The organism is Rufibacter psychrotolerans (assembly GCF_016924645.1).
In the GTDB taxonomy this organism is placed as follows: domain Bacteria; phylum Bacteroidota; class Bacteroidia; order Cytophagales; family Hymenobacteraceae; genus Nibribacter; species Nibribacter psychrotolerans.
In genome coordinates this window covers 160,486-184,180 of the sequence record NZ_JAFFJV010000014.1, presented here as the reverse complement: position 1 = coordinate 184,180, position 23,695 = coordinate 160,486, and the positions used below count along the sequence as shown (strand labels likewise).

Here is a 23,695-nt window from a genome sequence, read left to right as displayed (position 1 = left end):
GCGCCCATTCGTTTTTTACCCACTCAGCCCACTTACTTGCCCAGTAAGTATCATTTCGCTCCGTCACTTTTGGGTAGAGCCACATCTTCTTGTCACATTGCGCTTAGGCATTTGCAGATTCAGCCTCTAATCAGCCTCTAAGTTAAAATCATAAGTACTTACCCTCCATCCAAATATGCTTTGGATATACAGAATAAAGAAAATTGGTTGGTAATAAGAGATAAGTATCAATAGCATCTAACCTATGACTATGCTATTTTTGCTAATGAAGTCTATTTGCAAGTGATATATAGACTACCTAAATTTTTATAATTTCTACAATTGATTGATTCACAAAGTAATGGCTTAAAACTATCGGCTGCTTTTACAGCTGGGGCATTACTATATGCAGAGGTGAAGGCTGTGTTACCTTTGCTTCTTCAAGAAAACCACATTATCTTATTAGACCAGGAGTCTAAAGGAAACAATCTCCTTAAAATAAAAACAGAGGCTGCTCGTATCCGTGTGGTAACTGAATTGAAAAAAAGAGTAAGGGTGATAGAACCCTTTTTTTGGAGCTTCTTTGAAGATAGGCAAGAGAAAGAACAGAGGTTAGCTCTACTCTACCTTGTCCTCAAGACTTATCCTTTGGCTTTTGACCTTCATTTTGAAGTGGTGCTTAAAAAGTGGCGGTCACTGGATTTTAACATAGAGCGGTTTGATTTACAGATGCGGTTGGATGAAATTTCATCACAGAATGATGAGGTGGCACAGTGGACTGAGGCTACACGAACTAAACTTCTCACAAATTACCTGCGCATGCTGCGTGAAGCGGGACTGCTGGGCAGAACACGATTGAAACAGCCTGAACATATTGACTCCTCTTTCTGGGAGTACTTTGTAGCTGCCGGAGCCCCATGGTTTCTAGAAGCTTGTTTCTTGCCTAAGATTGAAAGAGAGACTTATTTATGACGATTACAGAACTGTACGAACAGTTAGCAGATAAAAATTTTCAGGATCCTACCACAGGAAATCTATTCTTCCCGGCCTACATGTACATGTATGATCCGGAGCAGGAGTACCAATTACATGAGGAAATTCAAAACATACGCGACAGGCTTTATAGGCCGAATAGCTACCTGAATGTAATGGTGCTTGACATCTTTCAGGAGTTTCTTAACTTTTTAAAGGCCAATAACTTTGGTAAAAAGACCAAGTTTGAGTTCTTCCTGGATCAGGAAACTATCAAGCCAGATAAGGTAGAGGAGTCACTAAAGCGGGATGCGAACAGCGACAAGTTCTTCTTTGACCTGCACACCAAGATTCAGGAGCATTTTAGCAAGTCTGGTGACTATGAGGTAGGCTATGTGTTTGTGCATGGCTTCGGAGCCATTTTTCCTTACCTGCGTGCCAGTAAGTTTCTGAATAATTTTGAAAAATATATCTCAGGGTATAAGATCATTATGTTTTACCCTGGTGAGGCTAAGGAACATTATAGCCTCTTTAAATTACTTAACGACGAAAACTTATACAGAGCCATCAAATTACTGAACTAGTATACATGAAGATCAGGGAAATCTACGATAAACCTATTGACAGGGACATTAACCCTGCCGTAGTAGTAAGTAACAAGAATGCCGATACAGTTAAGGCTGAGATAAAGGAATACATCTTCACTGATGAACTTATCGAAAAAGCATACCTGCTTCTGGATACCGTACTTAATAAGAAGAAGGGAAAAACAGGTATCTGGGTAAACGGATACTATGGCTCTGGTAAATCGCACTTTATAAAGTATATCCATTACTGTCTGAATCCCAAAACTTCTGAGGATGCTTTCGAGCACTTCATGAAAGCTGTGGAGGGTTATGACACCACCAAGGCGGGCAAGAATGAAGATATTACGCCTAGTAATATAGCCTTGATGCGCAAGCGTATTGAGAAGACGCTTTGCGATAACATCATGTTTAACGTGGAGGACGAGACGGATGATGATAGCGGTGAACGCCTGACCCGTATCTTCCTGAACATGTTTAACAAGTTCAGGGGCTACAACCCAAATGATATTCCACTTGCTGTACTTTTTGAGAAATATCTGGATAAAAAAGGCAAGTTCAGAGAGTTTAAGCAGCTGGTATCTGATGAGTTAGGGCATGACTGGGAATCGGATGCGGCTGACGTGGCTTCTTATGAGCTGGATAACGTGCTGGAGATTGCCAAGCGCTTGGTGCCTGAAATGGATACTGTAGCACTGCATACTAAATTAACTAACCCTGAAACATTCAAGATCAGCATTAACTCTTCGCTTATACCTGAGCTGAAAGAGTATCTGGCTGTGAAAGACAAGGAGTATCGCTTGATCTTCTTGGTAGATGAGGTGTCACAGTACATTGGGGCTAACAAGGAAATTCTGCTGAACTTCCAAAACATTATTGAACGTGTAAGCGAGGATTGTAATAACCAGGTATGGATAACCTGTACGGCGCAGCAAACGCTGGACGAGGTATCTGTTGGCGCGAATGGTAGCGGTGATGTGCAGGATGAATTTGGTAAGATCCTGGGCCGCTTTGATACCCGTATTTCTTTGGAAAGTAATGATGCTTCTTACATAACGCAGAAGAGGGTATTGGACAAGAACTCTACAGGTATTGAGGTGTTGGGTAAGATGTACCGTGAAAAAAAGGAAGCCATAGAGAACCAGTTCAAGATGCGCCATGACCTGTACAAGGGTTATCAGCGGGAAGGTGAATTTATTCTGGCTTACCCGTTTGTGCCATACCAGTTCCGACTGATCGCCAATGTATTTGAAGCCTTCCAAACGCTTAAGTTTGTAATCAAAGAGGTAAAGGATAATGAGCGTTCGGTACTGGGTATCACCCACTTCACGGCCAAACAGAAAGCTGACCTGGAGATAGGCCACTTTATACCTTTTGACGCCTTCTTTAACCAGCAGTTCCTCACTAACTTAACACACAGGGGGCGTAAGGCGATTGACAATGGTTTGAACCTGACCTATGTTAAGAATAATCCTTTTGCAGAACGAGTAGTGAAGACGCTCTTCATGATCTCTAACCTACCACAGCCTACGTTGCTTACTTTCCCATCTAACATTGATAACCTAACGGTGTTGATGATGACAGATGTGGACCAAAATAAGCTTCAGTTACAGAACAAGATCAAAGAAGTGCTGGAGAAGCTAGTAGAGGAAAGCATTGTCCGGGAAGAGAAAGGCAGCTATTACTTCTTTAACGAAGACGAGATTGATGTGCAGATGATGATCAAGAACCTCAAAGTAGGTTTTGATGATAAGCTGACAGAGTTTGATGAGTTCTTCCGAAAGCTGACTAAAATCTCACCTAAGCATACCTTTGGGCAGAACGATTTTAAAATAGCCTATGCTGTAGATGATAAAGAGTTCTTCCGCTCAGGTGACTTTAAGCTGAAAGTTGTGTTCACCGATACCACAGATGTAAACCAGCGTGCGCTCAACAACAGCGGTAACGACATGTGTATCTGCGTGAACGAGTGGTACCATACTGATGCACAGTTTAAGAATGATTTTGAGTGGTATTGTAAAACACGTAAGTATTTTAAAGATAATTCCGAAGCTGCCACAGGTGAGCGAACCAATACGCTGGATAAGTTCAGGTCACGGAATGATGAGTTGAAGAAGAAGCTAGCCGCCAAACTGGAAGCTAACTACTACATTACACGTTTCATTTCGGGGCAACATGTGCTGGAAGCAAATGAAGTGAATGGCTCTGTGCCGCACGACCGCTTCAAGAACATGGTAGATAAGCACCTGGAGCGGGTATACAAACACCATAAGCTTTCGGGTTCATATGCCAAAAATGCGATGGAGCTGCGAACTTCTGCAGCCAGTTTGCAGCAGGTATTTCCAGACCTTTCTCCAGCGGAGCAGCTAGTGAATGACTTTATTACACACCATGGCGATCAACTGGCGGTGAGTGATATTATCAGTCATTTTGAAAAGGCACCATTTGGATGGCGTGCAGAAGCGATTTTGGATGTGTTAGTGCACCTGGCCAAAAAGAAGAAGCGTGAGTTTGAATATCGCAACCAGCCGCGTTATGGTATTGTGGAGTTCATTAATAAGGCACTTTCTACGCCTGAGCGCCCAGTATGTATTGTGAAGGCAGGGGAGGAGATAGACCAGCTGACCATTGACAATGCTATCTTTGCTTTCCGCGAGATTTTTAATGAAGATTTACAGGCCACATCAGATGGCAGTGAGTTGTTTGATACCATTCAGAAGAAACTCAATAACATCAGTAGCCAGTACATTGCGTTTGAAGATGATTTTCATGGAAAGTATCCTTTTGGTGAAGCCTTTCATCAACTGAGGAAAAAGTTGCAGGAGTGGACAACCAAACGCGACCCGAAACAACTGTTGCAGGTGCTTACGGATGAGCAGCAGGCTGTGAAGGAACTGATGGATAAAGCCAAAGGGCTGCGCGAATTTGCCAACAGAACCAGAGCGGATTACGACACCATTAAGAAGTTCTATTCTGAAAACCAGCAAAACTTCAGAGCACTTTCACCATCTGCTCAGGAGAAAGCCGATAAGATGGGCGACTTCCTGAAAATGGAGGATCCGAGGTTTGAGTTCAGGCATGTGCGCAAAGCTTATGATGAGCTAAAGGGCGAGCTGAAGGAGTATTTAGAAGCGCTTAAAAACGATGTAATTGCTCAATACCAGCAGGCTTTTATAGAATTAGGTAAGGAAGCTGCAAACAGAAACGTAACCGAAGCGCAGGTATACGCAGATGAAGACACTATTTGTAAAGGAATCAAAAATCAAACCTCCATTACAGAGCTTCAACTGAAGAAGGCAAACCTTTCTAATTTCAGATCGGGAGAGCTGAAAAAAATTATAGACTATGCTGCAAAGGCAGCAGCGGCTGCAGCAGCTTCTGGAGGTACCGGAGGTAGTGCACCAAAAGTGGGTGAGTCTTATGAATACTATATAACTAATGTGAAATCTATTATTGCTACAGAAGAAGAACTGGATGATTACTTACGGCGGGCCAGAGAAGAAATGCTGGAGCTTCTGAAGCAAAACAAAACTATCATCATTAAATAAAAGCATTAATCATGGAATTAGATTATTCTTTAGAACAAGATATAAATACAGCAGCCTCCAACCGTACAGGCATGAATACGGCTAAGCTCAAGATCTTCGCCCAGAAGGCGAGAAATATGCTGATGGTTGGTGTGGAGCGCAAGGTACAGTACTGGGGCTTTGACAAAAAAGGGGCTGTAGTAGAAGAGCCCATGATTGTGCCAGGTGGTTACATGTTCCGAGGAAACCCCTATGATGATGCCACGGTACCTGCCAAGTGGAAAGCCCTTCGCGCTGCCATTGCCCGCAAGGGAGTGAAAGAAGTGGCAGAAGAGGCAGCTTATACCTGGTTTAACCGCCTAATGGCTATTCGTATTCTGGCGCAGAACAGGTATGACCTGCCGCAGCTGGAGTATGCAGAGGGGGCTGACCTGTTGCCTTTGCTTTTGCAGCGCGCACGTAGGGGGCAGTATGATTTCCTGAACAAGGCAGAACAGGAACGCCTAAAGCAAGTGCTGCTGGACTACGAGCGAGACACGGAGGCTTTTGGTATACTGCTGATCGGCTACTGCCACAGTCATACTCTGCTGAACAATGTGTTTGGCGGCATAGACGATTATACGGAGCTGCTGCTGCCAGACGACATCCTGTCTGAGAGTGGTTTTGTACACCTGCTCAATACCACCGATGCTATTACCGAGGAAGACTATAAGCAGGTAGAGCTAATTGGCTGGTTATACCAGTTCTATATCTCTGAGAAGAAGGACGAGGTGTTTGCTGGCTTTAAGAAGAACAAGAAAGCCGAAGCTGCTGATATACCTGCAGCGACCCAGATCTTCACGCCGAACTGGATTGTGAAGTACATGGTGCAGAATACGGTGGGTAAACAATGGCTAGACTATAGACCCGAAAGTCCACTGAAACAAGACATGCGCTACCTGGTGGAAGCGCCTGACCAGCAATACGGTGATCCTATCATCAATAACATTGAGGAGCTGAAGCTGCTAGACCCAGCGGCGGGATCAGGTCACATATTGGTAGAAGGCTTTGACCTTCTCTACGCGATGTACGAGGAGGAATACTACCAGCCAGAAGAGGCAGTAGAAAGTATTCTGAAAAATAACTTGTTTGGTCTGGACATTGACAAACGTGCGGCGCAGCTGTCACGCTTTGCTATTCTGCTCAAGGCTGCTTCTAAGTATAAAGACATTCTGAAGAGCGGTAATTTACCGCGCGTGTATGCTATGCCTGAGCCTTCGCAGTTCAGCAGACAGGAAGTATTGGACTTTTTAGGTGCAGAAGATATAGCTTATGAGGAGGCGCTGACAAAGGCGCTGACGCTGATGCAGGATGCGCAGAACCTTGGCTCTATCATGCAGTTCTCGCTGAAGCCACAGGAGCGGGAGTTTATTGTAAAGCGCTTTTATGAGCTAGAGCAGAAGTCTTTCAGAGAGTTCTCGGAAGAGGCTGTGCTGCCGAAGATCCGCCCGTTCATCCATGTGTTGGAGCTGCTGACGACGAAGTATGAAGCAGTGGCTGCAAATCCGCCCTACATGGGGCAAGGTAGTATGAATGGAAAATTGAAGGCATATGTGGATAAAAAATATGCTAGTGCCAAGTCTGATTTGATGACAGTATTCATCAAATCATGTGAACACTTTTCAATTGGCAATGGCTTGATAGGAATGATCACCATACAGTCTTGGATGTTTCTTTCATCTTTTAAGAAAGTTAGGGAGCAAGTACTAATTGATAACTATGTTCAAAGTCTAATTCAGATTGGATATAACAGTTTTCCTGAATTAAATTCTAAGGTTGCTCAATGCTGTAGCTTTATCATCCAAAAAGCGAAGTGCAATAATCGCATGGGCATTTATTATAACCTTAATGATGCTCCTCAGTCAGCTGATAAAAATTTAGTCTTTATCGATAAGAGTAAAAAAGAAGAATTCTACAGAAAATTACAGAGTGATTTTTTCAAGGTTCCTGACAGTCCGATTTCTTTCTGGATAGAAGAATCAACTATAAACTGTTTTGAGATACATGCTCCTTTAAATCAAGTTGCCTCAATCAAACAAGGATTAGCCACATCCGATAATGCTAGATTTAGAAGAGATTGGCAAGAAGTAAATTTTAGAAAAACATCAATCCTAACTCCACAAGCCAAATGGTTTCCCTACAACAGTGGTGGTGAGTATCGTAAGTGGTATGGCAATCATTACTATCTAGTGAACTGGGAAAAAGATGGTATGGAAATAAAAGCCTGTGTGGATGATAAAGGAAAGCAAAGATCTAGACCACAAAATGTAGACTTTTATTTTAAAGAATCTATTTCATGGACAAAGGTTACTACAAGGGGATTAGCATTTCGATATTTCCCTGAAGGGTTCATATTCGATGTTGCAGGATGTTCTGTTTTTACTGGTGATCATAACCGACTAATCTTTTTATGTGGGTTGATGAACTCGGCATTGAAGAAATTATTTGTTGACAGCATTTCCCCAACAATTAATTATGAGGTTGGACAAGTCTCAGCGTTTCCTGTTAAAGAAATCACTAAAGAAATTCTTCAAGAAGTAAATCCAATTGTAGAAGAATGTATTTCAATTGCAAAGCAGGATTGGGACAATAGAGAATATTCATGGAACTTTCAGATTAATCCACTTATAGCTAAAAGTGCCTCTTCATTACAAAATGCATATAACTTGTTTGTTTCAAAGATAGCGTCTGACGTTTCTAATCTTCATAAATTTGAACAAGATCTTAATAATGCTTTTATAAATTTCTACGAGTTAGAAGGAGAGTTGTCTTATGATGTTAAGCCAAGTGACATAACTATTTACCTCGATGAACTTGATTTGTCTAGATTAAGCAGCTTGGATCCAGAATTTAGTATTGATTATCAAAAAAGTATTGAGTTACTAGTTCAGAAATCAATAGTTATTAAGCAGCTTTTATCCTATACTGTAGGTTGTTTTATGGGCCGTTATCGCTTAGATAAACTAGGTCTACAAATTGCACATCCAGATCCTGAATCTGAAGAAACAGCTCCATACACAATCTCTTTACCCCTGCATGGGGGAACAAAAGAGGTAATTTTCTCTATAGATGAAGATGCCATTGTGCCGCTAATGGGCAAGTCATGCCGCTTCACCGATGATGCCTTGCAGCGTACAGTACAATTTATCGAGTATGTTTGGGGGGAAGAGACTTTAACACAGAACCTGAACTTTCTGCAGGAAGGCCTGGATCAGGATTTGGAGCAGTACCTAGTGCGGGATTTCTGGAAGGATCATCTAAGAACTTATAATAAGAAACCAATTTATTGGCTTTTTACTTCGTCAACAGGCGCATTCCAAGTTCTTGTTTACATGCACCGCATGAACCGTTTCACCGTGACCAAGATTCGGGATAAATACCTGCTGCCGCACATGCAGTACCTGGCACAGCAGATAGCTGCCTTAGAGGGGCAAGGTGCTGCACTTGGCAGGGTAGAGGCGCGCCAGTTGGACAAGCTGCGCAAGGACCTGTATGAGTGTGAGCAGTACGACCTGCTACTGAAAGACAAGGCAGACCAGCAGATAGAATTTGACCTCGACAATGGCGTTACAGCCAATTACGAACTGTTTAAAGGCGTGGTAGCACCTATTAAGTAAACAATGCTGCAAGAGAAAATTGAGAAGTATTACAGGACACACCCGCACTTACGGGTGTTGTTCTTTTTTGATAGGGATCAGGATTTCAAAGACGAAGTAGAAGCTTTGGAGCTGGATAACATTCGTGTGATTCAGTTTGAACACAACTACTTCTATCTGAAGACCATGCTGCATGGGGAGTGGAAGCAGGATAAGGTATTCCTATACCTGCCTATGCAAAGCCCCAAAAATTACGAAGACTACAAGCAATTCCCTTTACTGGACCTGCTGCTGGCGAACAAAGAGCTGTTGCTGGACGATGAGGCTGCCTTTATGGAAGAGCACCGTCTGCAGCGCCATCACCAGCCACTTATAAAGCGCTACATGCGCGAGCTTAAGTATAGTTTGGTACAGGAAGTATGCGCTCCAATCCTTAAGCCTGAAACTCTGGATGAGTCGGTACTGGTACAGGCGCTTTTTTCTGCCTTCCTAAAGTTTAAGTCACCAGAGTGCTGGCCTGTGCTGCTGGCAAAACTGTTTTCGCTGCTGCGGCCTGGTCAGGAAGAAGAGTTGAAGCGCGTTGGTCGGAAGGTACGGGATAACAACCTGCTAGAGTGGCTAAACAAACAGGTAAAGCAACACTTTGATCAGGAGATAAGTGAGTTCAGTTCAGAGAAGCTGGCAGAGCTGCTAAAGGTGCTAAAATATAATTCCCTAATGCAGTACATAACTGACCCTGCTACAGAGGATCCTTATAAGTCGCTAAAGGTTAAAAAGCGGCAGGTGCTAGCCAGAATGAACCAACTACAGGAAGAGGCCAACCGCAAAGATGGTTTAGGGGAACAGTTACAGGAAGCGATAGAAGCCAATGCAGGCGCTATTCAGGAGCTGAAGCTGATGGAGGTATACGGCAGCAAAGCCGACTTCGCCTACTATACCTTGCAAATGAAATGGCAGCTGATAGCCGAGCAGGTTACGAGCCTGGATATTAATCCACAATCAGTTATTCAGGGACTGGAGAAGATAAGTGTAGGAGAGCCCACTACACCATCGCTCAACAGCAGCCTGACCTTTATCATCCATGCAGCTGAAATGGTAAAGCTGGTGAATGCTATACCTACTTATATTCTGGACAAGCCCGAAGACTATACCCGTGCCTATGTTTCGGAGTGGTTCAAGGTAGACCAGGAATACCGCAAAGCCCTTTGCGCTTACCGCAGCATGGATGACACCGAAGTACCGCCACACATCAAGCTCGAAGAACTGGTGCAGCTGGTAAACAAGCGCTATGAAGAGTTCCTGGAGAAATCGAATCGGGAGTGGCTGAAATGCTTAAACGCCTACCAGTTCGATTACAAGCAACTAGGTTTCCCGAAGCAATACGACTTCTACAAAAACGAAATTGAGCCTTACGATCAGAAAGTAGCTGTTATCATCTCGGATGCGCTACGCTATGAGGCTGCAGAAGAGTTGCTGTCGGAGCTACACGGAGATGCTAAAAACAGTGCCGACATCCGCTACCAGTTAGCGTCTATACCTTCCAAAACAAGTATAGGTATGGCGCAGCTGTTGCCAGGTAAGAAGTACGAGTTCAATGAAGGAGCTATCTGCATAGATGGTGTTTCCACTAGTGGTTTGGATAACCGTGGTAAATTATTAACTGCAACGGATGATGAGGCACGTGTAGTACAGTTTGCAGATCTGCAGCAGTATAGTCAGGAGAAGAACAGAGAGTTGTTCAAATCTAAGCTGGTGTACATCTATCATGACGCCATCGATATGATAGGGGACAAAAAGGTATCGGAGCGGAAGACACTGGCAGCAGTGAAGGAAGCCATTGAAGAGCTAAAGGTTTTTGTAAAGAAGTTGCATGGTACTTACAACGTATCCCGCGTTATCATCACGGCAGATCATGGCTTCCTGTTCAATGATAGGGAGATAGACGAGAAAGACAAAGAACATTCTTCTGGTCTAAATGCCATTACCACGCATAATAGATATGAGCTTGTGAAGGACGATGGTCAGCCAGCGCTAGGTTATAAACTTCCGCTTTCAGCTACTTCGCGCTTTACAGATGATTTGTCGGTAGTGATTCCCGCTTCAGTAAACAGGTATAAAAAGCAGGGGGTGGGACACCAGTTCGTGCATGGTGGAGGTAGCCTTCAGGAACTGGTTGTGCCTATCATTGAGAGCTCCAGAAAGCGTCAGGATATAACACAGAAGGTGAAACCAGTGCTGGTAAAACAAGGTCCGCTGAAGGTAGTGTCGAATGTGCTGCGGGTAAACATACTGCAAGAAAACAAAATATCGCGCACTGAGAAAGAGCGTGAGCTGGTAGTAGGACTTTACAAAAACTCAGACCTGGTTAGCAACGAAGCTAGCCTTTTGTTAAATTCAACTTCAGGCTCTCCATCCGAACGATTCTACAAATTGGAGCTGACACTGCACAGTGCTGCTGCTAAAGAAACATACCTGAAGTTGAAAGTCTTTGATAAAGGAGATCGCTTAAATCCTATTATTGAGGAGTCAGTAGACAACAACACCTTAATTGCACAAGATTTCTAATGGACCTACAAGAGAAGATACTTAAGCATTTTGAAGGCAAGGTAGTTCGTAAAGATCTTACGGCTCGAGTAAAAGGCAATGCCGTAGTACCTACGTATGTATTGGAGTACCTGCTAGGGCAATACTGTGCTATTAATGATGAAGAGATTATTCAGTCGGGTATTGAAAAGGTAAAGACGGTAATCAAGAACAATTATGTTCACCGCAGTGAGTCAGAAATTGTAAAGTCTACCATCCGTCAGCAAGGCAGTTACAAGATCATTGATAAGGTAAATGTGCAGCTAAATGACAGAGCCAACATTTATGAAGCCGATTTTGCTAACCTAGGGATAAACCACGTACCTATTGCTGATAAAATGGTGTTAGAGCATCAAAAGCTGCTCAGTGGAGGCGGAGTATGGTGTATTTTAACCATGGGTTATAACCATGCTGCTGATGCACAGGTACGCTGGGTAATTGAAGACATCAAGCCAATTCAGGTATCTAATGTGCGGCTTGATGATTACGTAGATGCCAGGAAAGAATTTACTGCCGAAGAGTGGCTGGACCTATTGATGCACAGCATTGGTCTGAACCCTGAGTTCTTCAACAAGCGGGGTAAAATGATCCAGATTTCCCGCCTAATTACCCACGTAGAGAACAACTACAATTTTATAGAGCTTGGGCCGAAGGGTACTGGTAAATCCCACATTTTCTCTGAACTTTCACCGCATGGTGTGCTGGTATCTGGGGGAGATGTGTCAAAGGCAAGATTGTTTGTGAACAACAATGGCAACAAAATAGGCCTTGTTGGTTACTGGGATGTGGTGGCGCTGGATGAATTTGAGCAGGAGCAGGGCAGCAGAAGGGTAGACGGTGACTTAGTTAAGATCATGCAGAACTACATGGCGAACCAATCTTTCAACCGAGGGAAAGAAACGTATCAAGCCACTGCTTCTTTGGCATTTGTAGGGAATACTAAGCACACGGTGCCCTACATGCTGAAAAACTCCCACTTATTTGAGTCAATACCTGAAGGTTACATCAAAGGTGCCTTCCTGGACAGGATGCACATGTACATACCGGGCTGGGAAGTACGCATACTCAAGAACTCAGTCTTTTCTATCGGCTACGGCTTTATTGTAGACTATATAGCTGAGGTGCTTAAAGAACTTCGTAAAGCTGATTACAGCAGCTTTATTGACCAGTATGTAGAGCTTCATGGTTCTTTATCTACCCGTGATAAAACGGCTATAAGAAAGTCATTCTCTGGTTTAGTGAAGCTCTTGTACCCGCACAAAGAGTTGACCCAGGAAGAAGCACTTGAGCTACTTGATTTTGCTATTGAAGGCCGTAAGCGGGTAAAGGATCAGCTATACATTATAGACGAAACGTTCCGCAACGAGCCTGTTGATTTTACCTACCGGGTGAGAGCCACGGGCAAAGAAGTTTCTGTAGAAACGCTTGAAATGCAAAACTATCATGCAGCGCTCCATAATAAAAAGAAGGAAGCTGAAGAAGAGGAGGAAGAGGGCGCAGAAGGTTTTGTTATCAAGGAGTCTGAAGAAAAGCTATCTCCGCACCAGGTGCTGATTAAAGATAATCAAATGGGTGTCTCTTACAAGAAGCTTTTTGGTAACTACCTGAAAGGGGCTACTAAAATAACCCTACAAGACCCATATATCAGGTATCATTACCAGTTCAAGAACTTATTAGAGTTCTGTATCATGCTGGAACAAATTAAAGAACCAGATGAAGAAATAGACCTACACGTTGTTACCTGGAATACAGAAGAGAACACGGCAAGTTCTATTGCCAATCTGGAGGATCTTAAAGAGAACATGACAGACATAGGCATTCATTTAACCTATGAGTTCAGAAATGTTCATGACCGCAGTGTGATGGCCGACAATGGCTGGAAGATTAACCTTGGGCGCGGGCTGGATATTTTCGACAGGTATGAAGGGAAGTATAATGCAGCTGATCTGTACCAGGAGAAAAGGAAGTGTAAGGATTGTGAGATTACTTATTTGAGGATATGAAAAAAGGCAGAGTGAGAGCTCTGCCTTTTTTCATAATGTTGGAACTAATTTCTACATCAAAAGGGTCGAGCTTTTCATGTTTTTATTGAATGAAGTATATATTGTATTTAAAACCTTGTAATAATTTATATAGAAAAAATAAAGGTTCCTTTTGTTGTTTTCTTCCACTTCCTTTATGTATTCTAATTGCTTTTCAGTTAACTCAGCGTTTCCATGTGAATATCGGATCCTGAAAGCATTTATTGAATTAGTGCTTTTGTAAGACAGTTTTTGCTGTCTTATTGTAGTGTCAAATTTACCGTTATATTCTTTCTTGTTGGGGTCGTTTGATATTAAGTAAATAAAAAATATATTTAGTTTATTGCTAATCGACAAAGATTGAAATTGTAACTCATCTATATACTTTGTTAATTGGTTTAGTTTATTTTCTTTCACCCATTCACTGTAAGTAATTTCTACTGCCCCTTCAGGAAGCTCTTTACTTGCCTCGATTGAAGTAAATAGTATGTTGTCACCAGTTGAACTTTTTATAAACTTTTTAGATTCATCATGGCTTTCTACTTTGTACTTTATTGAAAAGAACTCATCCGCAAGTAAAGTTTCATTACCATCTATGTCTAAGATCTTCTTAGTTTTTGAATCAATTTTTATTCTTTCTAATGTGATGAGGTTTTTTATCGCATAATCAATTAATATTTCTATTTGTTTTTGGAGATTAAAGAAGAATCTATCAAGATTATTAAGAGCTGCAGCTTTTTCCATTTCAAAAAAGCACAGAACCAGGTCCTCCTTTATTTTAGGAGTGACTAGCTCTTTGTAAAAGTCTTCAGCTTTTTTTCTAATACACCTTAAAAGCTGTAGGTTCTCTAAATTATCCTCATAGAACTTGACTAAAGAATTGATTTCCATTTTTTCTATTTTGATAAGTTTTGATATTTCGAAAAGAACTCCAAGAAGTATTTATCATCCTTCCCTCTAACCATGCCAAGAAAAAGAATTTTACCCATTACTACATTCTCGAATGGAGGTACAGATTTATTTTTAAAGAATCCTTTTTCAAGAGGATAGTATTGATTGAAGTTTTTCTGGCAAGCATGTAGGCCATCCTTCTCCCAATTATAAAGCATTGCTCGGATCTTCTTAATATAACTGCGCTGAAGGTTTAGTTTTTCATTTACAATTATGCCAGTCACTTCCTGCCGCTGAGTTCTTGTCTGCTTTCTTGTCTTCTTCTCATTTAATGCAAACCCAGCATTGGTTAAATGTAATACTAAATCTTCATAGAACTTCTCTTTGAACGAATTCTTATCAGAGGAGAACGTTAGGTCATCGGCATAACGAGTATAATAGCACTTATAGAACTTAGCAAAGCTAACTAAGTTCTTATCTAATTGCTGACAAATGATATTTGTTATAATAGGAGATGTAGGTGCTCCCTGTGGCAATATTCCTTCAAAGCAGCATATATGAGCAATAAGCTGAGCGAATTTAGGCTTCATCTTAAATGGATGAAGTTGCAACACCGCTTTTATTCTCCCAAAATGAATAGTTGGAAAGAAGTCTTTCAGATCTACATTATAGACATACTTTTTGCCTACGTGTACCTTGGCATTTGATACTATGCTTCTTCCTGTTACAAACCCGTGAGCAGCAGCTTTGGGTTTGAACAGCAGATCCAAAGCAAAATTAATGCGGCGCTGAATCTTCTTTAGGAACAGATCTGGAGCGGTGATTTTTCTAACGCCACCTGTTTTTTTAGGAATCTCAAAATTGAAATACTGCTTGTCCCGGTTAGCAAAATAAAAGGTTAATTGCTTTATGCTTACAGGTTTATAAGTAGTGCCTAAAGTATCATTTTGTAGTTTAATAATATAGTTAATAAGAGACTTAAGGTCTTCTAGTGTCTCTCCATTGGATACAAAATATTTTATATATTCAGTTTGCTTATGAGATAATTCCATAATAAGGTAAGGCAACCTGCGGAGACTTTCAACTCTTATATTAGATTAAAAAAATCTAAAAAAAGAAAAAGTAAAAAAACAACTCACATCTAAATAATGAACAACCATGTTGAAACATTGGTGAGCACATTGCGTTCCACAATGCAAATTAAGTCTATTACCGCAGGTGCCTTATTTACAAATATAGTTTAATTATTGTATTAACCATTCTTAAGCAAGAGCACACATCTAATCATACATGCTCTTGCTTTGAAACATTTAAGCTGCCCAAGAGTAAGCCTCATTCCGAGCTCTAGTAACTGCAGTATACAGCCAACGTAGATCTTTGGGCTGGTATGGATGCAGAATAACATTATCCCATTCTCCACCTTGTGCTTTATGACAGGTAGTGGCGTAACCATGCTTCAAGCGCATTGCCCCAATATATGGATCATCACTTGGCTTTTGAGATTTTCTAAAAGGTTCGTTGTCCCTCATCACATAGTGGTAGAGTTTGTTATGCTGGTCAAGTGACAATTCGCCTGTCTCACTGGATAGACATTCAACCAAAACCTTTGTCTTGATTGTCATTTTACCACCCGCTTCTCCACCGAATTCAATCTCTGCGTCTACAAAATGGAGGTCCGCATAGGTCTCTATTTTGCTGTCTAGCAATTTGATGACACCAGTATCGCCTTTGAAAATCCACTCAGAAGTGCTAAACCAATTAGCTTGTGTGGTAACTATGTCTCCCGCAGAAATACTACCTGTATAGCCCAGTCGCTGTCTTAAGGTGTTGTTCCACCAATTTACATCTTTGTTAGTCCAGCAAATAATTGTAGTCTTATCAAGAACCCCTTCCTCATATAGGCTCAGGTAAAGATGTATAGCCTGTGTTGCATTTGCAACCATTGGCAACGTTTTACTGACAGTACTTCCTCCTTTAGTCATGGTATCTCTAATAGCTGTGGCAAGCTCTAAGACTTTAGAACCTTGGGTCTGACGCATGACCTGAGTCAGTGCAAACATATCGCCTGTTAAACCTAACTTGCCACTTAAGTAATCTGGGTGAAGGGCAGGTGAAAAAGCAATGTCTGAACCTGGTGTAACCGGAGGTAACTGATAAATGTCACCAATCAGCAGGACCTTGTTTCTGCTGTTACCTTGTTTCACATAATCCAGGTAATCAGTTAAAAGCGGCTTCTTTACAAAGAAGTTTTCATTCTTTGTAAGGGTATCTGAGATCATCGAAGCCTCATCTACTATATAGATGGTTTCTTCTGGGTTAGTATTCTGCTTACGAATGAGGCGCACGCCGCCGCCGTTTTGTACAGTCTCAGGGGTGTAGATCTGGCTATGCATGGTTTTAGACTGTTGGCCAGTCTTTGCACCAATGATCTTAGCCGCTCTGGCAGTAGGTGCGCCAATTTTAACTGTTTTGCCATTAGAACGTAGCTGCTCTGTTATCGCTTTCACAATTGAGGTTTTACCTGTACCCGCGGAACCTCTTAAAACAAAGAAGTCATCTGTAGAATTACCATCAACAAATTTGCTGATTTTGTTTAGAGCAGTTATTTGCTCCTGAGTTGGCTGGAAACCTAGTTGTGTAGCGAATGTGGTCATAAGCGATAGGGGTTAAGGTTAAAAACTGTTTTGTGTCCCGATTACATTGCAAGATTACGGAGGGTTTGTTCAGTGTTTCTGAACAAACTTTATTTTTTTAAATTGCTCTTGTAAACCCATGTTCTCCTTTTGATTTTATGCCAGTAAATAAAAAAGCCCTTTTGAGGTATAGAGCATTAGATAGGTGCCTAAGTAATCCGACAAGGAGGTACTCTGCCAAAGACCTTTTAAAGGAAGTGGCAAGAGTACTGGAATTAGAAGGCTATGAAAAAGGTATTGTAAAGAGCCAGCTCCATGCAGACTTGCAGCATATGAGAGAAATATGGCAAGCACCTATATTGGAGGAAAAAGATCCATTGGATAAACGGATCAAGCTCTATAGATATGAGGATCCTGGCTTCTCAATTAACAAACAGCCAATCAGTGAGGCTGAAACAAACACAATAAAAGAGGCTTTACTGGTGCTGTCTCGTTTTAAGGGTATGCCTCAGTTTGAGTGGGTGAATGAAATTGTTCCAGCTATTCAGGACAGGTTGGGTTTCATTGGCCAAAATAGGGAAGTGATTTCTTTTGAAGCGAATTGGGACTATGAAGGACTGCCCAATATTACACCTATTTTCAACGCCATTGTAAACCAGCGTGTGTTAAAGATTACCTATAAAGATTTTAAAGCAGACGAGCCCTATGTATTGACTTTTCACCCATACTATCTTAAACAATACAATAGCCGGTGGTTTGCTTTTGGGTTAAATGGGGAGAATAAGAACCCTTACTGGAATTTGGCATTAGACCGGATACTTTCAATAGTTGAAACACAGGAATCTTACCACTTCACTGAGATAAATTGGGAGGAATACTTTGATGATATTATAGGGGTAACCAGAAAACAGGATGCTGAGCTTGTTGAAGTAAGGCTTTTATATACTCCAGATCAAGCTCCTTATATAAAAACTAAGCCTCTCCATTCATCACAAAGGCAATTGAAAGAAGATGAAAATGGATTGGAAGTTTCTATTAAGGTTGTTCCAAACTATGAGCTTGAAAGGATGCTTTTATCTTTTGGAGACACTGTTCAAGTACTTGAGCCTATTTTCTTACGTGATCAGGTAGAAACAAAACATAAGTTATCTTGCTTAAAGTATTTGCTTTGATATTAAAAATCTCCTCCTTACAAGTTCTATCAGATAGATGTTATCTGAATAGTTTGGAATGGATTGAAGTCTTCCTCATAATGACTGTGGTTAAAAACTTGGAACAATAAAAACCTATACTGGCAAAGCAATCCCAATAAGCTTTAACTCCCATATAAATAATAGCTTGCTTAAGTCTACAAAGCATACTTGACCTTTTTGATTCCCCTATAAAAACAAACACTATAACGGATTCCTCAATAAACTCATAATGTAAGCTTCCCCAGATTTTAGGCCATTGTAAAGTTGGTTTTCAAGTTGCAATTTCCTCTAATAACTCTGCAGGATCTCTGAAGTAAAGCGCAAGATGCTTGGGAAAAGTCTTCCCCAAAGCTTTCAGAGCGAGTTAGCGTAAAAGAAATAATACTTCTAGCTACCGCTTCTTAGCCTTTTTTGCCCGTTTTCCCTTTTTTAAGGCCATTTCGTTATCATCCAGTTCTTGCCCGAAATCAGGCATTCCCTCTTTGGTCCATCTTAAAACTCTGGCGCGGGTGTGGCGGTTGGGGTCGTACAAGGGTTCACCGTTGATCTCCTTGTAGTCGCGGGCGTGGTAAAGCATGACATCGGTTTTGCCGTCTTCGGCTACGGTAAAGCTGTTGTGTCCGGGTCCGAACCGCTTCAGGGCTTCATTGGTGTAAAACACCGGTTCCGGTAGTTTGTGCCAGGAGGCAGGGGCCAGCAAGTCGGCATTCTCGTCGGCCCAGAGCAGGCCCAGGCAGTAGTTGGCGTCCGTGGCGCTGGCCGAGAAGGTCACGAACACCTTCCCGTTGCGAATAAGCACGGCGGGGGCCTCGTTCACCCGGTGGCCTTTAATTTCCCAGGCATGTTCAGGCTGCGAGATGACGACCTGCTTTTCAGCTAGGGTGGTGGGGCTGGTCATTTTAGCGATGTACAGGCCCGTGTTCACTACCTTGTCAGAGGCTCTGTCAACCCAGATCATGTAACGCTGGCCCTGGTGTTCAAAGGTGGTTTCGTCCAGGGTGAACTCGTTCCGTTGGCTCACAATCTGGCCTTCCTCTTTCCATTCGCCCGTGGTGGGGTCTTCCGCCGGATTGGACAACGCGTATTTGCGGATGGCCCACTTATCCTCCGTTGACCCTGCGGCAAAATAGATGTACCATTTTCCGTCTATCCTATGGATTTCTGGGGCCCAGATGTGATTGCCCATGGGCCCTTTGTCGTGCTTGCGCCAGACGACCACTGGTTGGGCCTCCTTAATGCCGTTGATGGTTTTTGCGCGGCGCACCTCAATACGGTCATATTCTGGTACAGTAGCCACAAAATAGTAGGTGCCATCCGGGGTTTTCCAGACGTGCGGATCTGCCCTTTGCAACGCCAACGGATTGTTGAACTGGTTTTTCTTTAACGATTGCGCGGTACCCGCCAATCCGCTGACCGTTAGCGTCACGGCAAGAAATAAGGTGGAGAACTTCATGAGATCTATTTGGTGTAAGCCGATGAAACCTGAGTTAAGTGCCAGGCAATACAAGTTTTGAAATATAAACGTTAAAATAACACTTATATTTAAAAATGGTTGTAAGTAGGGCTAATTTTTCCCTCGCGGCATTCTGGTTTCTGGCAAGCCTATGCCCTTACCAGCTACCCTACACTTGCTTCCATAAAAAAAGGCCCCTCTGTTGTAGAGGGGCCTTTTTTTATGGAAGAGGCTGCCTTTCTATTCCTTCATGAACCGTAGGGTCTGACTAACGGCTTCCCCCTGAACGTGCAACAGGTAAATACCGGAGGGGAGGGTGCTTACATCCAGCGCGTGCACGGCGCCTCCAGCCAATGCATAGTGCTTTATGCCTCGGCCGTCTATGCTCATGATTGTTGCCCTTACGGTCTGGGTGGCTAAAGGGCTCAGATCAAGGTGCAGGAAGGTGGCGGTGGGGTTGGGGTACGCTTTCAATTTAATGGTTCTGGCGCTGGTTCCCGTTCTGCTTAGTTGCACCGCTATCACTTTGCTGTACTCAAACGTACCGTCCAGGTCTACCTGTTTCAGGCGGTAGTACACCGTGGCATTCCCCCCAGCCTGTTTATCCAGGAACGAGTAGTGGAGGAGAACATTGCTGTGGCCGGCTCCCTGCACCTGGCCCACCGGCCCGAACGTCTTGCCATCTGTGCTACGCTCCACCAGGAAGTAGGCATTGTCCTGCTCTGAGGCGGTCTGCCAGCTTATCTTGACTCCTTCCGGACCTGATTTACCGGAGAAATTCACCATCTGCACCGGGAGCGGCGTTACCACCGAGGCAGACCGGAACGAGTAGTTCACTTCTGCAGGAGTCGGCTCGTTACCGAAACTGTCCTCATCCACCAGGTCTACCAGCCCATCCTGGTCTGAATCTTTGTAAAAGGCGCTGCTGGAGGGGCTGAGAAAGTTCATGCGACCATCAGGGGCGTAACCCATCCAGTCTGGGTTCACGTGTAGGTTGCCGGGCGCAGGGTAGTAGGAGGCCGCTGGCGTAGTGGTAGCCTTTTGGGTGAACGCGGCACCCAGCAGGATAATGTCATCGGCAGATTTACCGTCTTTGTTGGTGTCAAAGGCTTCTATGTAGTCAAAGACCAGGTCGCCATCACTGTCCAGGTCCAAAAAGTCGGGGGAGCTATCCTGGTCGGTGTCAATGGGGGAGAGGCCCTGGCTTCCGGTGGGCCACTGGAAGGCATCATCCAGGCCGTCTCCGTTGGCGTCTCTACCGCTAGAAGCCACCATGGCCCCCTCTGGTTGCGCCTCCAGCCAGTCAATGATGCCGTCATTATCGCTGTCTGCATCCAAAAAGTTGGGTATTCCGTCCAGGTCAACGTCGCCGTTTGGAAGTGGGGCAGAAGCCAAGGCGTCTACTATCCCGTTCTGATCTGCATCGTGCATGGCTACATAATCTGCCGCAAACCTGCCCTCTGGGGCAAGGCCAGCGGGGAATTTGCCGCCGTTTGCCTCCAGGGCATCCAGAATGCCATCGGCGTCCGAATCCAGGTCCAGCGCATTGGGGATGCCGTCCTTGTCTTTGCTTTCATTCCGGAGCGGAGCGCTTTCCCAAAGATCAGCCATGCCGTTCCTGTTTGTGTCGTTGGTGTGCAGGTACGTCAGGGAGTATTGGCCTATGGCCTGCATGTTGGCCGGCAGGATGCCTCCATTGGCTTCCACCGCGTCTGGGATACCGTCGTTGTCAGCATCCAGGTCCAGGGCATTGATGTAGCCGTCGCCGTCCTGGTCAAGGTTTTCGCAAACGCCTTTGCTGTTCAGGGAGCAGAAATCAGCGTCGCGGTAGTTAGGGGTACTGTCAGCATCGTGGTCGGCAAATGGATCTACATTGCCAGATTCGGCCAGGTTAGAGATCCCGTCGTTGTCGCTGTCCAGGTCCAGGGCATCAGCCATGCCGTCGCCGTCATGGTCCATCAGGGTGTACCGGATCTCGCAGACACTCTGCTGGTTAGACATTCCTCCGGTACTCGCCGTAAAGCCGAAGTACACCATGGGGTCGCCGCCGAAGACGTCTTTCTGCAGGTCTGCTGTGTGCGTGGTGCGTATTACTCCGTCAAAAAAGACGGAGAGGATTTTCAGGTCTTTGTCCCAGACAATCCGCACGGCGTGTGGTTTACCGTCTTCCGTGTTCGTAGCGGGACTGCTCATTGTTACCGGCGTGGCGACAGGGGTGCGCTCCTCGCCGTTCAGGAAGATGGCAATGTGGTCGGCCTCAGGCTCATTGCCCAGCGTTAGTCCTTCGCCAACGTTCTGGTACGTGTCAAATTCTACCACTACCGAGGGGGTTACCCCGCCGGTTCGGTCCGTTCCCGTTCCCGGGCCGTGGCCCACCCCTAAGCCTTCGCCGGTCTGCCCTGCGGCAAACAAAGGATTAACGGACTGCCGCTGCAGGGCAAAGGCGATCCCGTCTGCCCCTGCGTCATTGGCGCCCAGGAAAGCGCTGAACGAAATTTCGAACGACTTTGAAAGATCAATGGGAGCGGTTTTCCAGACCTCTCCTCGTTTGGAGAGCTGGTTAGGGGTTAGTTCGTAGCAGTTGTCGCCGGTTTTAACCGCGTCATTGTTGGCTTGGTACAGGTCTGCGTTGATCTCTATGCTGACCGGTACGTTGGAAGAAATACCGCCTAAAGCATCTGTTAGGGTTATGGTGGTGGCATAGGTGCCTACCCTAGCCGGGTTGCCGTTCACTACAATGCTTCCGTTGTTTTGCAGGGTCAGAAAGTCGGGCAGGGCAGCGCCGGTCCTTGTTGCGTTGGCAATTACCCCGTCATTGTCTACGGGCTGCACCAGGGTAAATCCTGTTGTCAAAGCATGGACAGAGAAGATATTGCCGGAAGGGTAAACGGCGCTGTTATCTAACGTTACCGGTATGGTATAGGTGGCGCCGTTGCTGTTCCGGTTTCCCTCATTGTCGGTGGCAGTGTAGGTGAACGTAACGTTGCCGCTGGAGCCTGGTGCTGGCAGGAAGCTGAGCCCGGTCAATTGCCCGTTGAGAGCCGGGTACGTTGTAGCGGTAACCGCTGTGCCGTTCACGTACAAGGTGCCGGAGGTAGGAAGGCTCAGGAGGGTGAAGGAAGTGACGGTGCCATCCGCGTCTGTGGCCGACAAAGGGGTGATGGCAGCGAGGCCGCTGGTGTTGGCTCTGGGGGCAAGGGTGATGCTCGCCAGGTTTGGTACGCCGTACACCGGAATGGTGTAAGTGGCAGGATCTGAGTAAGTGGAACTGCCTGCGTTACGGGCTGCATATTGAAAAGTGACCAATCCGGCAAAGGTGGGGGCTGGATCAAACCGCAAATCATTGGCTTGGGTTGTGCTCAACGTATAGTTGCCATCTGTTTGGCTAAGGCTTGAGACCAGTGTGGTACCTGTGTATAAAAGCCCCTGCTGAGGAGAAGGCAAGCTGCTGGCTTTTATCCGGTATCCATTAATGTCACCTCCCGTAGCACTCAGTCTCAGTACTGGAGTGGCGGCTGAGGAATTGGGTAGTGGCGCCGTAGCAATGGAAGCAGCTACCGGCGAGGTGGGTGTGTTGCTGGTCCCCACGGGTATGGTATAAGTGGCCGGGTTGGTGTTATTTCCGTTGTTATCTGTGGCGGTGTAGGTGAAGGAGTAGCTGCCTTCTGTTACTCTATATCCGCAAAAGACCAGAGCAACACAGTACCAGTAAGTAGGCGGAGTATAATAGAGCTGAGAGGCTTGGGCGGGAGTTAAGATGCTTCCTTTCGTTAGAGTTGGTCCATCAGTACCGATGTGAAGGGTGCCCGCTTGGGGAACACTGGTGAGGGTATAGCTGGTGATTTGCCCGTTTATGTCATAAGCACTCAAGGGATTGATGGGCTGCCTTACGGTTTGGGTAATGGTATTGGCGTAGACATTGTTGGCGAAAGGCTCACTGTCAACCGGCGGCAGGTAACGGAAGGACCTGGTAAGGGGTTTGTTGGCGGATGCTTCAGGGTTGCGGGTGACCGGTTTGCTTCTGGTGGTTGCATTGCCTAAGCCGGGTGCCGCCTGGTGCAGCAGTACAAGCAGGAGGAGTAAGAGGAGGTACTTTCCGCTCCTAAACCTTGCTGAGGGATAGGGGTAGACATGTTTCATGGGTAAAAGAGAAATAGGGAAATACGTTTAGATGATAGATTATAAGGGTATTGAAAACCAGAGGCATAGCAAAACCATGCCTGA

The 23,695-nt window shown here is 44.5% G+C and carries 12 protein-coding genes; 7 read left to right on the top strand and 5 right to left on the bottom strand.

Annotated elements, in window-relative coordinates:
- Positions 1 to 321: 321 nt before the first annotated feature.
- From JT718_RS14330 to brxL, 6 genes are read left to right on the top strand one after another with little or no spacing between them, the layout of a single operon-like run.
- Positions 322 to 951 (top strand): BrxA family protein, encoded by a 630-nt coding sequence (locus tag JT718_RS14330; RefSeq protein WP_205503394.1) that lies wholly within the window; start codon positions 322 to 324, stop codon positions 949 to 951.
- Entirely contained in the window at positions 948 to 1,535 is a 588-nt protein-coding gene (locus JT718_RS14325) for a BREX protein BrxB domain-containing protein (protein ID WP_205503393.1), read from the top strand. Before JT718_RS14330 ends, JT718_RS14325 begins: the two co-directional genes overlap by 4 nt.
- 5 nt (positions 1,536 to 1,540) lie before the next feature.
- Positions 1,541 to 5,083, top strand: a complete 3,543-nt coding sequence (brxC, locus tag JT718_RS14320; protein WP_205503392.1) for a BREX system P-loop protein BrxC — start codon at positions 1,541 to 1,543, stop codon at positions 5,081 to 5,083.
- A gap of 11 nt (positions 5,084 to 5,094) precedes the next feature.
- Positions 5,095 to 8,718: a BREX-1 system adenine-specific DNA-methyltransferase PglX gene (gene pglX / locus JT718_RS14315; RefSeq protein WP_205503391.1), complete on the top strand. Its 3,624-nt coding sequence runs from the start codon at positions 5,095 to 5,097 to the stop codon at positions 8,716 to 8,718.
- Positions 8,719 to 8,721: 3 nt separating this feature from the next.
- Entirely contained in the window at positions 8,722 to 11,262 is a 2,541-nt protein-coding gene (gene pglZ / locus JT718_RS14310; protein ID WP_205503390.1) for a BREX-1 system phosphatase PglZ type A, read from the top strand.
- Complete coding sequence (gene brxL / locus JT718_RS14305) at positions 11,262 to 13,283, top strand: BREX system Lon protease-like protein BrxL (RefSeq protein WP_205503389.1); 2,022 nt, start codon at positions 11,262 to 11,264, stop codon at positions 13,281 to 13,283. The genes pglZ and brxL overlap by 1 nt, the downstream gene beginning before the upstream one ends.
- A 51-nt stretch (positions 13,284 to 13,334) precedes the next feature.
- On the opposite strand, the gene JT718_RS14300 is transcribed toward brxL, so the two are convergent.
- The 3 genes from JT718_RS14300 to JT718_RS14290 all read right to left on the bottom strand — a co-directional run bounded on the left by JT718_RS14300 (position 13,335) and on the right by JT718_RS14290 (position 16,846).
- Positions 13,335 to 14,192, bottom strand: a complete 858-nt coding sequence (locus JT718_RS14300) for a hypothetical protein (RefSeq protein WP_205503388.1) — start codon at positions 14,190 to 14,192, stop codon at positions 13,335 to 13,337.
- Between the two features lie 5 nt (positions 14,193 to 14,197).
- A complete protein-coding gene (locus tag JT718_RS14295) occupies positions 14,198 to 15,244 on the bottom strand; it encodes a reverse transcriptase domain-containing protein (RefSeq protein WP_205503387.1) in 1,047 nt (348 codons plus the stop codon).
- A 258-nt stretch (positions 15,245 to 15,502) separates the two neighbouring features.
- Positions 15,503 to 16,846, bottom strand: a complete 1,344-nt coding sequence (locus JT718_RS14290) for an ATP-dependent DNA helicase (RefSeq protein WP_205503386.1) — start codon at positions 16,844 to 16,846, stop codon at positions 15,503 to 15,505.
- Positions 16,847 to 16,983: 137 nt separating this feature from the next.
- On the opposite strand from JT718_RS14290, the gene JT718_RS14285 reads away from it, so the two are divergent.
- Positions 16,984 to 17,997 carry a helix-turn-helix transcriptional regulator gene (locus JT718_RS14285; protein ID WP_205503385.1) on the top strand — a complete coding sequence of 338 codons (1,014 nt, stop codon included), beginning with the start codon at positions 16,984 to 16,986 and terminating at the stop codon, positions 17,995 to 17,997.
- A gap of 412 nt (positions 17,998 to 18,409) precedes the next feature.
- On the opposite strand, the gene JT718_RS14280 is transcribed toward JT718_RS14285, so the two are convergent.
- Both JT718_RS14280 and JT718_RS14275 read right to left on the bottom strand, forming a co-directional pair.
- Positions 18,410 to 19,471, bottom strand: a complete 1,062-nt coding sequence (locus tag JT718_RS14280; RefSeq protein ID WP_205503384.1) for a glycoside hydrolase family 43 protein — start codon at positions 19,469 to 19,471, stop codon at positions 18,410 to 18,412.
- 240 nt (positions 19,472 to 19,711) lie between these two features.
- A complete protein-coding gene (locus JT718_RS14275) occupies positions 19,712 to 23,611 on the bottom strand; it encodes a lectin-like domain-containing protein (protein ID WP_205503383.1) in 3,900 nt (1,299 codons plus the stop codon).
- Positions 23,612 to 23,695 lie beyond the last annotated feature (84 nt).

Bases quoted from the DNA above. Each gene is read 5' to 3' on its own strand.
- JT718_RS14325 (WP_205503393.1), top strand. From the start codon at position 948: ATGACGATTACAGAACTGTACGAACAGTTAGCAGATAAAAATTTTCAG.
- brxC (WP_205503392.1), top strand. From the start codon at position 1,541: ATGAAGATCAGGGAAATCTACGATAAACCTATTGACAGGGACATTAAC.
- pglX (WP_205503391.1), top strand. From the start codon at position 5,095: ATGGAATTAGATTATTCTTTAGAACAAGATATAAATACAGCAGCCTCC.
- pglZ (WP_205503390.1), top strand. From the start codon at position 8,722: ATGCTGCAAGAGAAAATTGAGAAGTATTACAGGACACACCCGCACTTA.
- brxL (WP_205503389.1), top strand. From the start codon at position 11,262: ATGGACCTACAAGAGAAGATACTTAAGCATTTTGAAGGCAAGGTAGTT.
- JT718_RS14300 (WP_205503388.1), bottom strand. From the start codon at position 14,192: ATGGAAATCAATTCTTTAGTCAAGTTCTATGAGGATAATTTAGAGAAC.
- JT718_RS14295 (WP_205503387.1), bottom strand. From the start codon at position 15,244: ATGGAATTATCTCATAAGCAAACTGAATATATAAAATATTTTGTATCC.
- JT718_RS14290 (WP_205503386.1), bottom strand. From the start codon at position 16,846: ATGACCACATTCGCTACACAACTAGGTTTCCAGCCAACTCAGGAGCAA.
- JT718_RS14285 (WP_205503385.1), top strand. From the start codon at position 16,984: ATGCCAGTAAATAAAAAAGCCCTTTTGAGGTATAGAGCATTAGATAGG.
- JT718_RS14280 (WP_205503384.1), bottom strand. From the start codon at position 19,471: ATGAAGTTCTCCACCTTATTTCTTGCCGTGACGCTAACGGTCAGCGGA.
- JT718_RS14275 (WP_205503383.1), bottom strand. From the start codon at position 23,611: ATGAAACATGTCTACCCCTATCCCTCAGCAAGGTTTAGGAGCGGAAAG.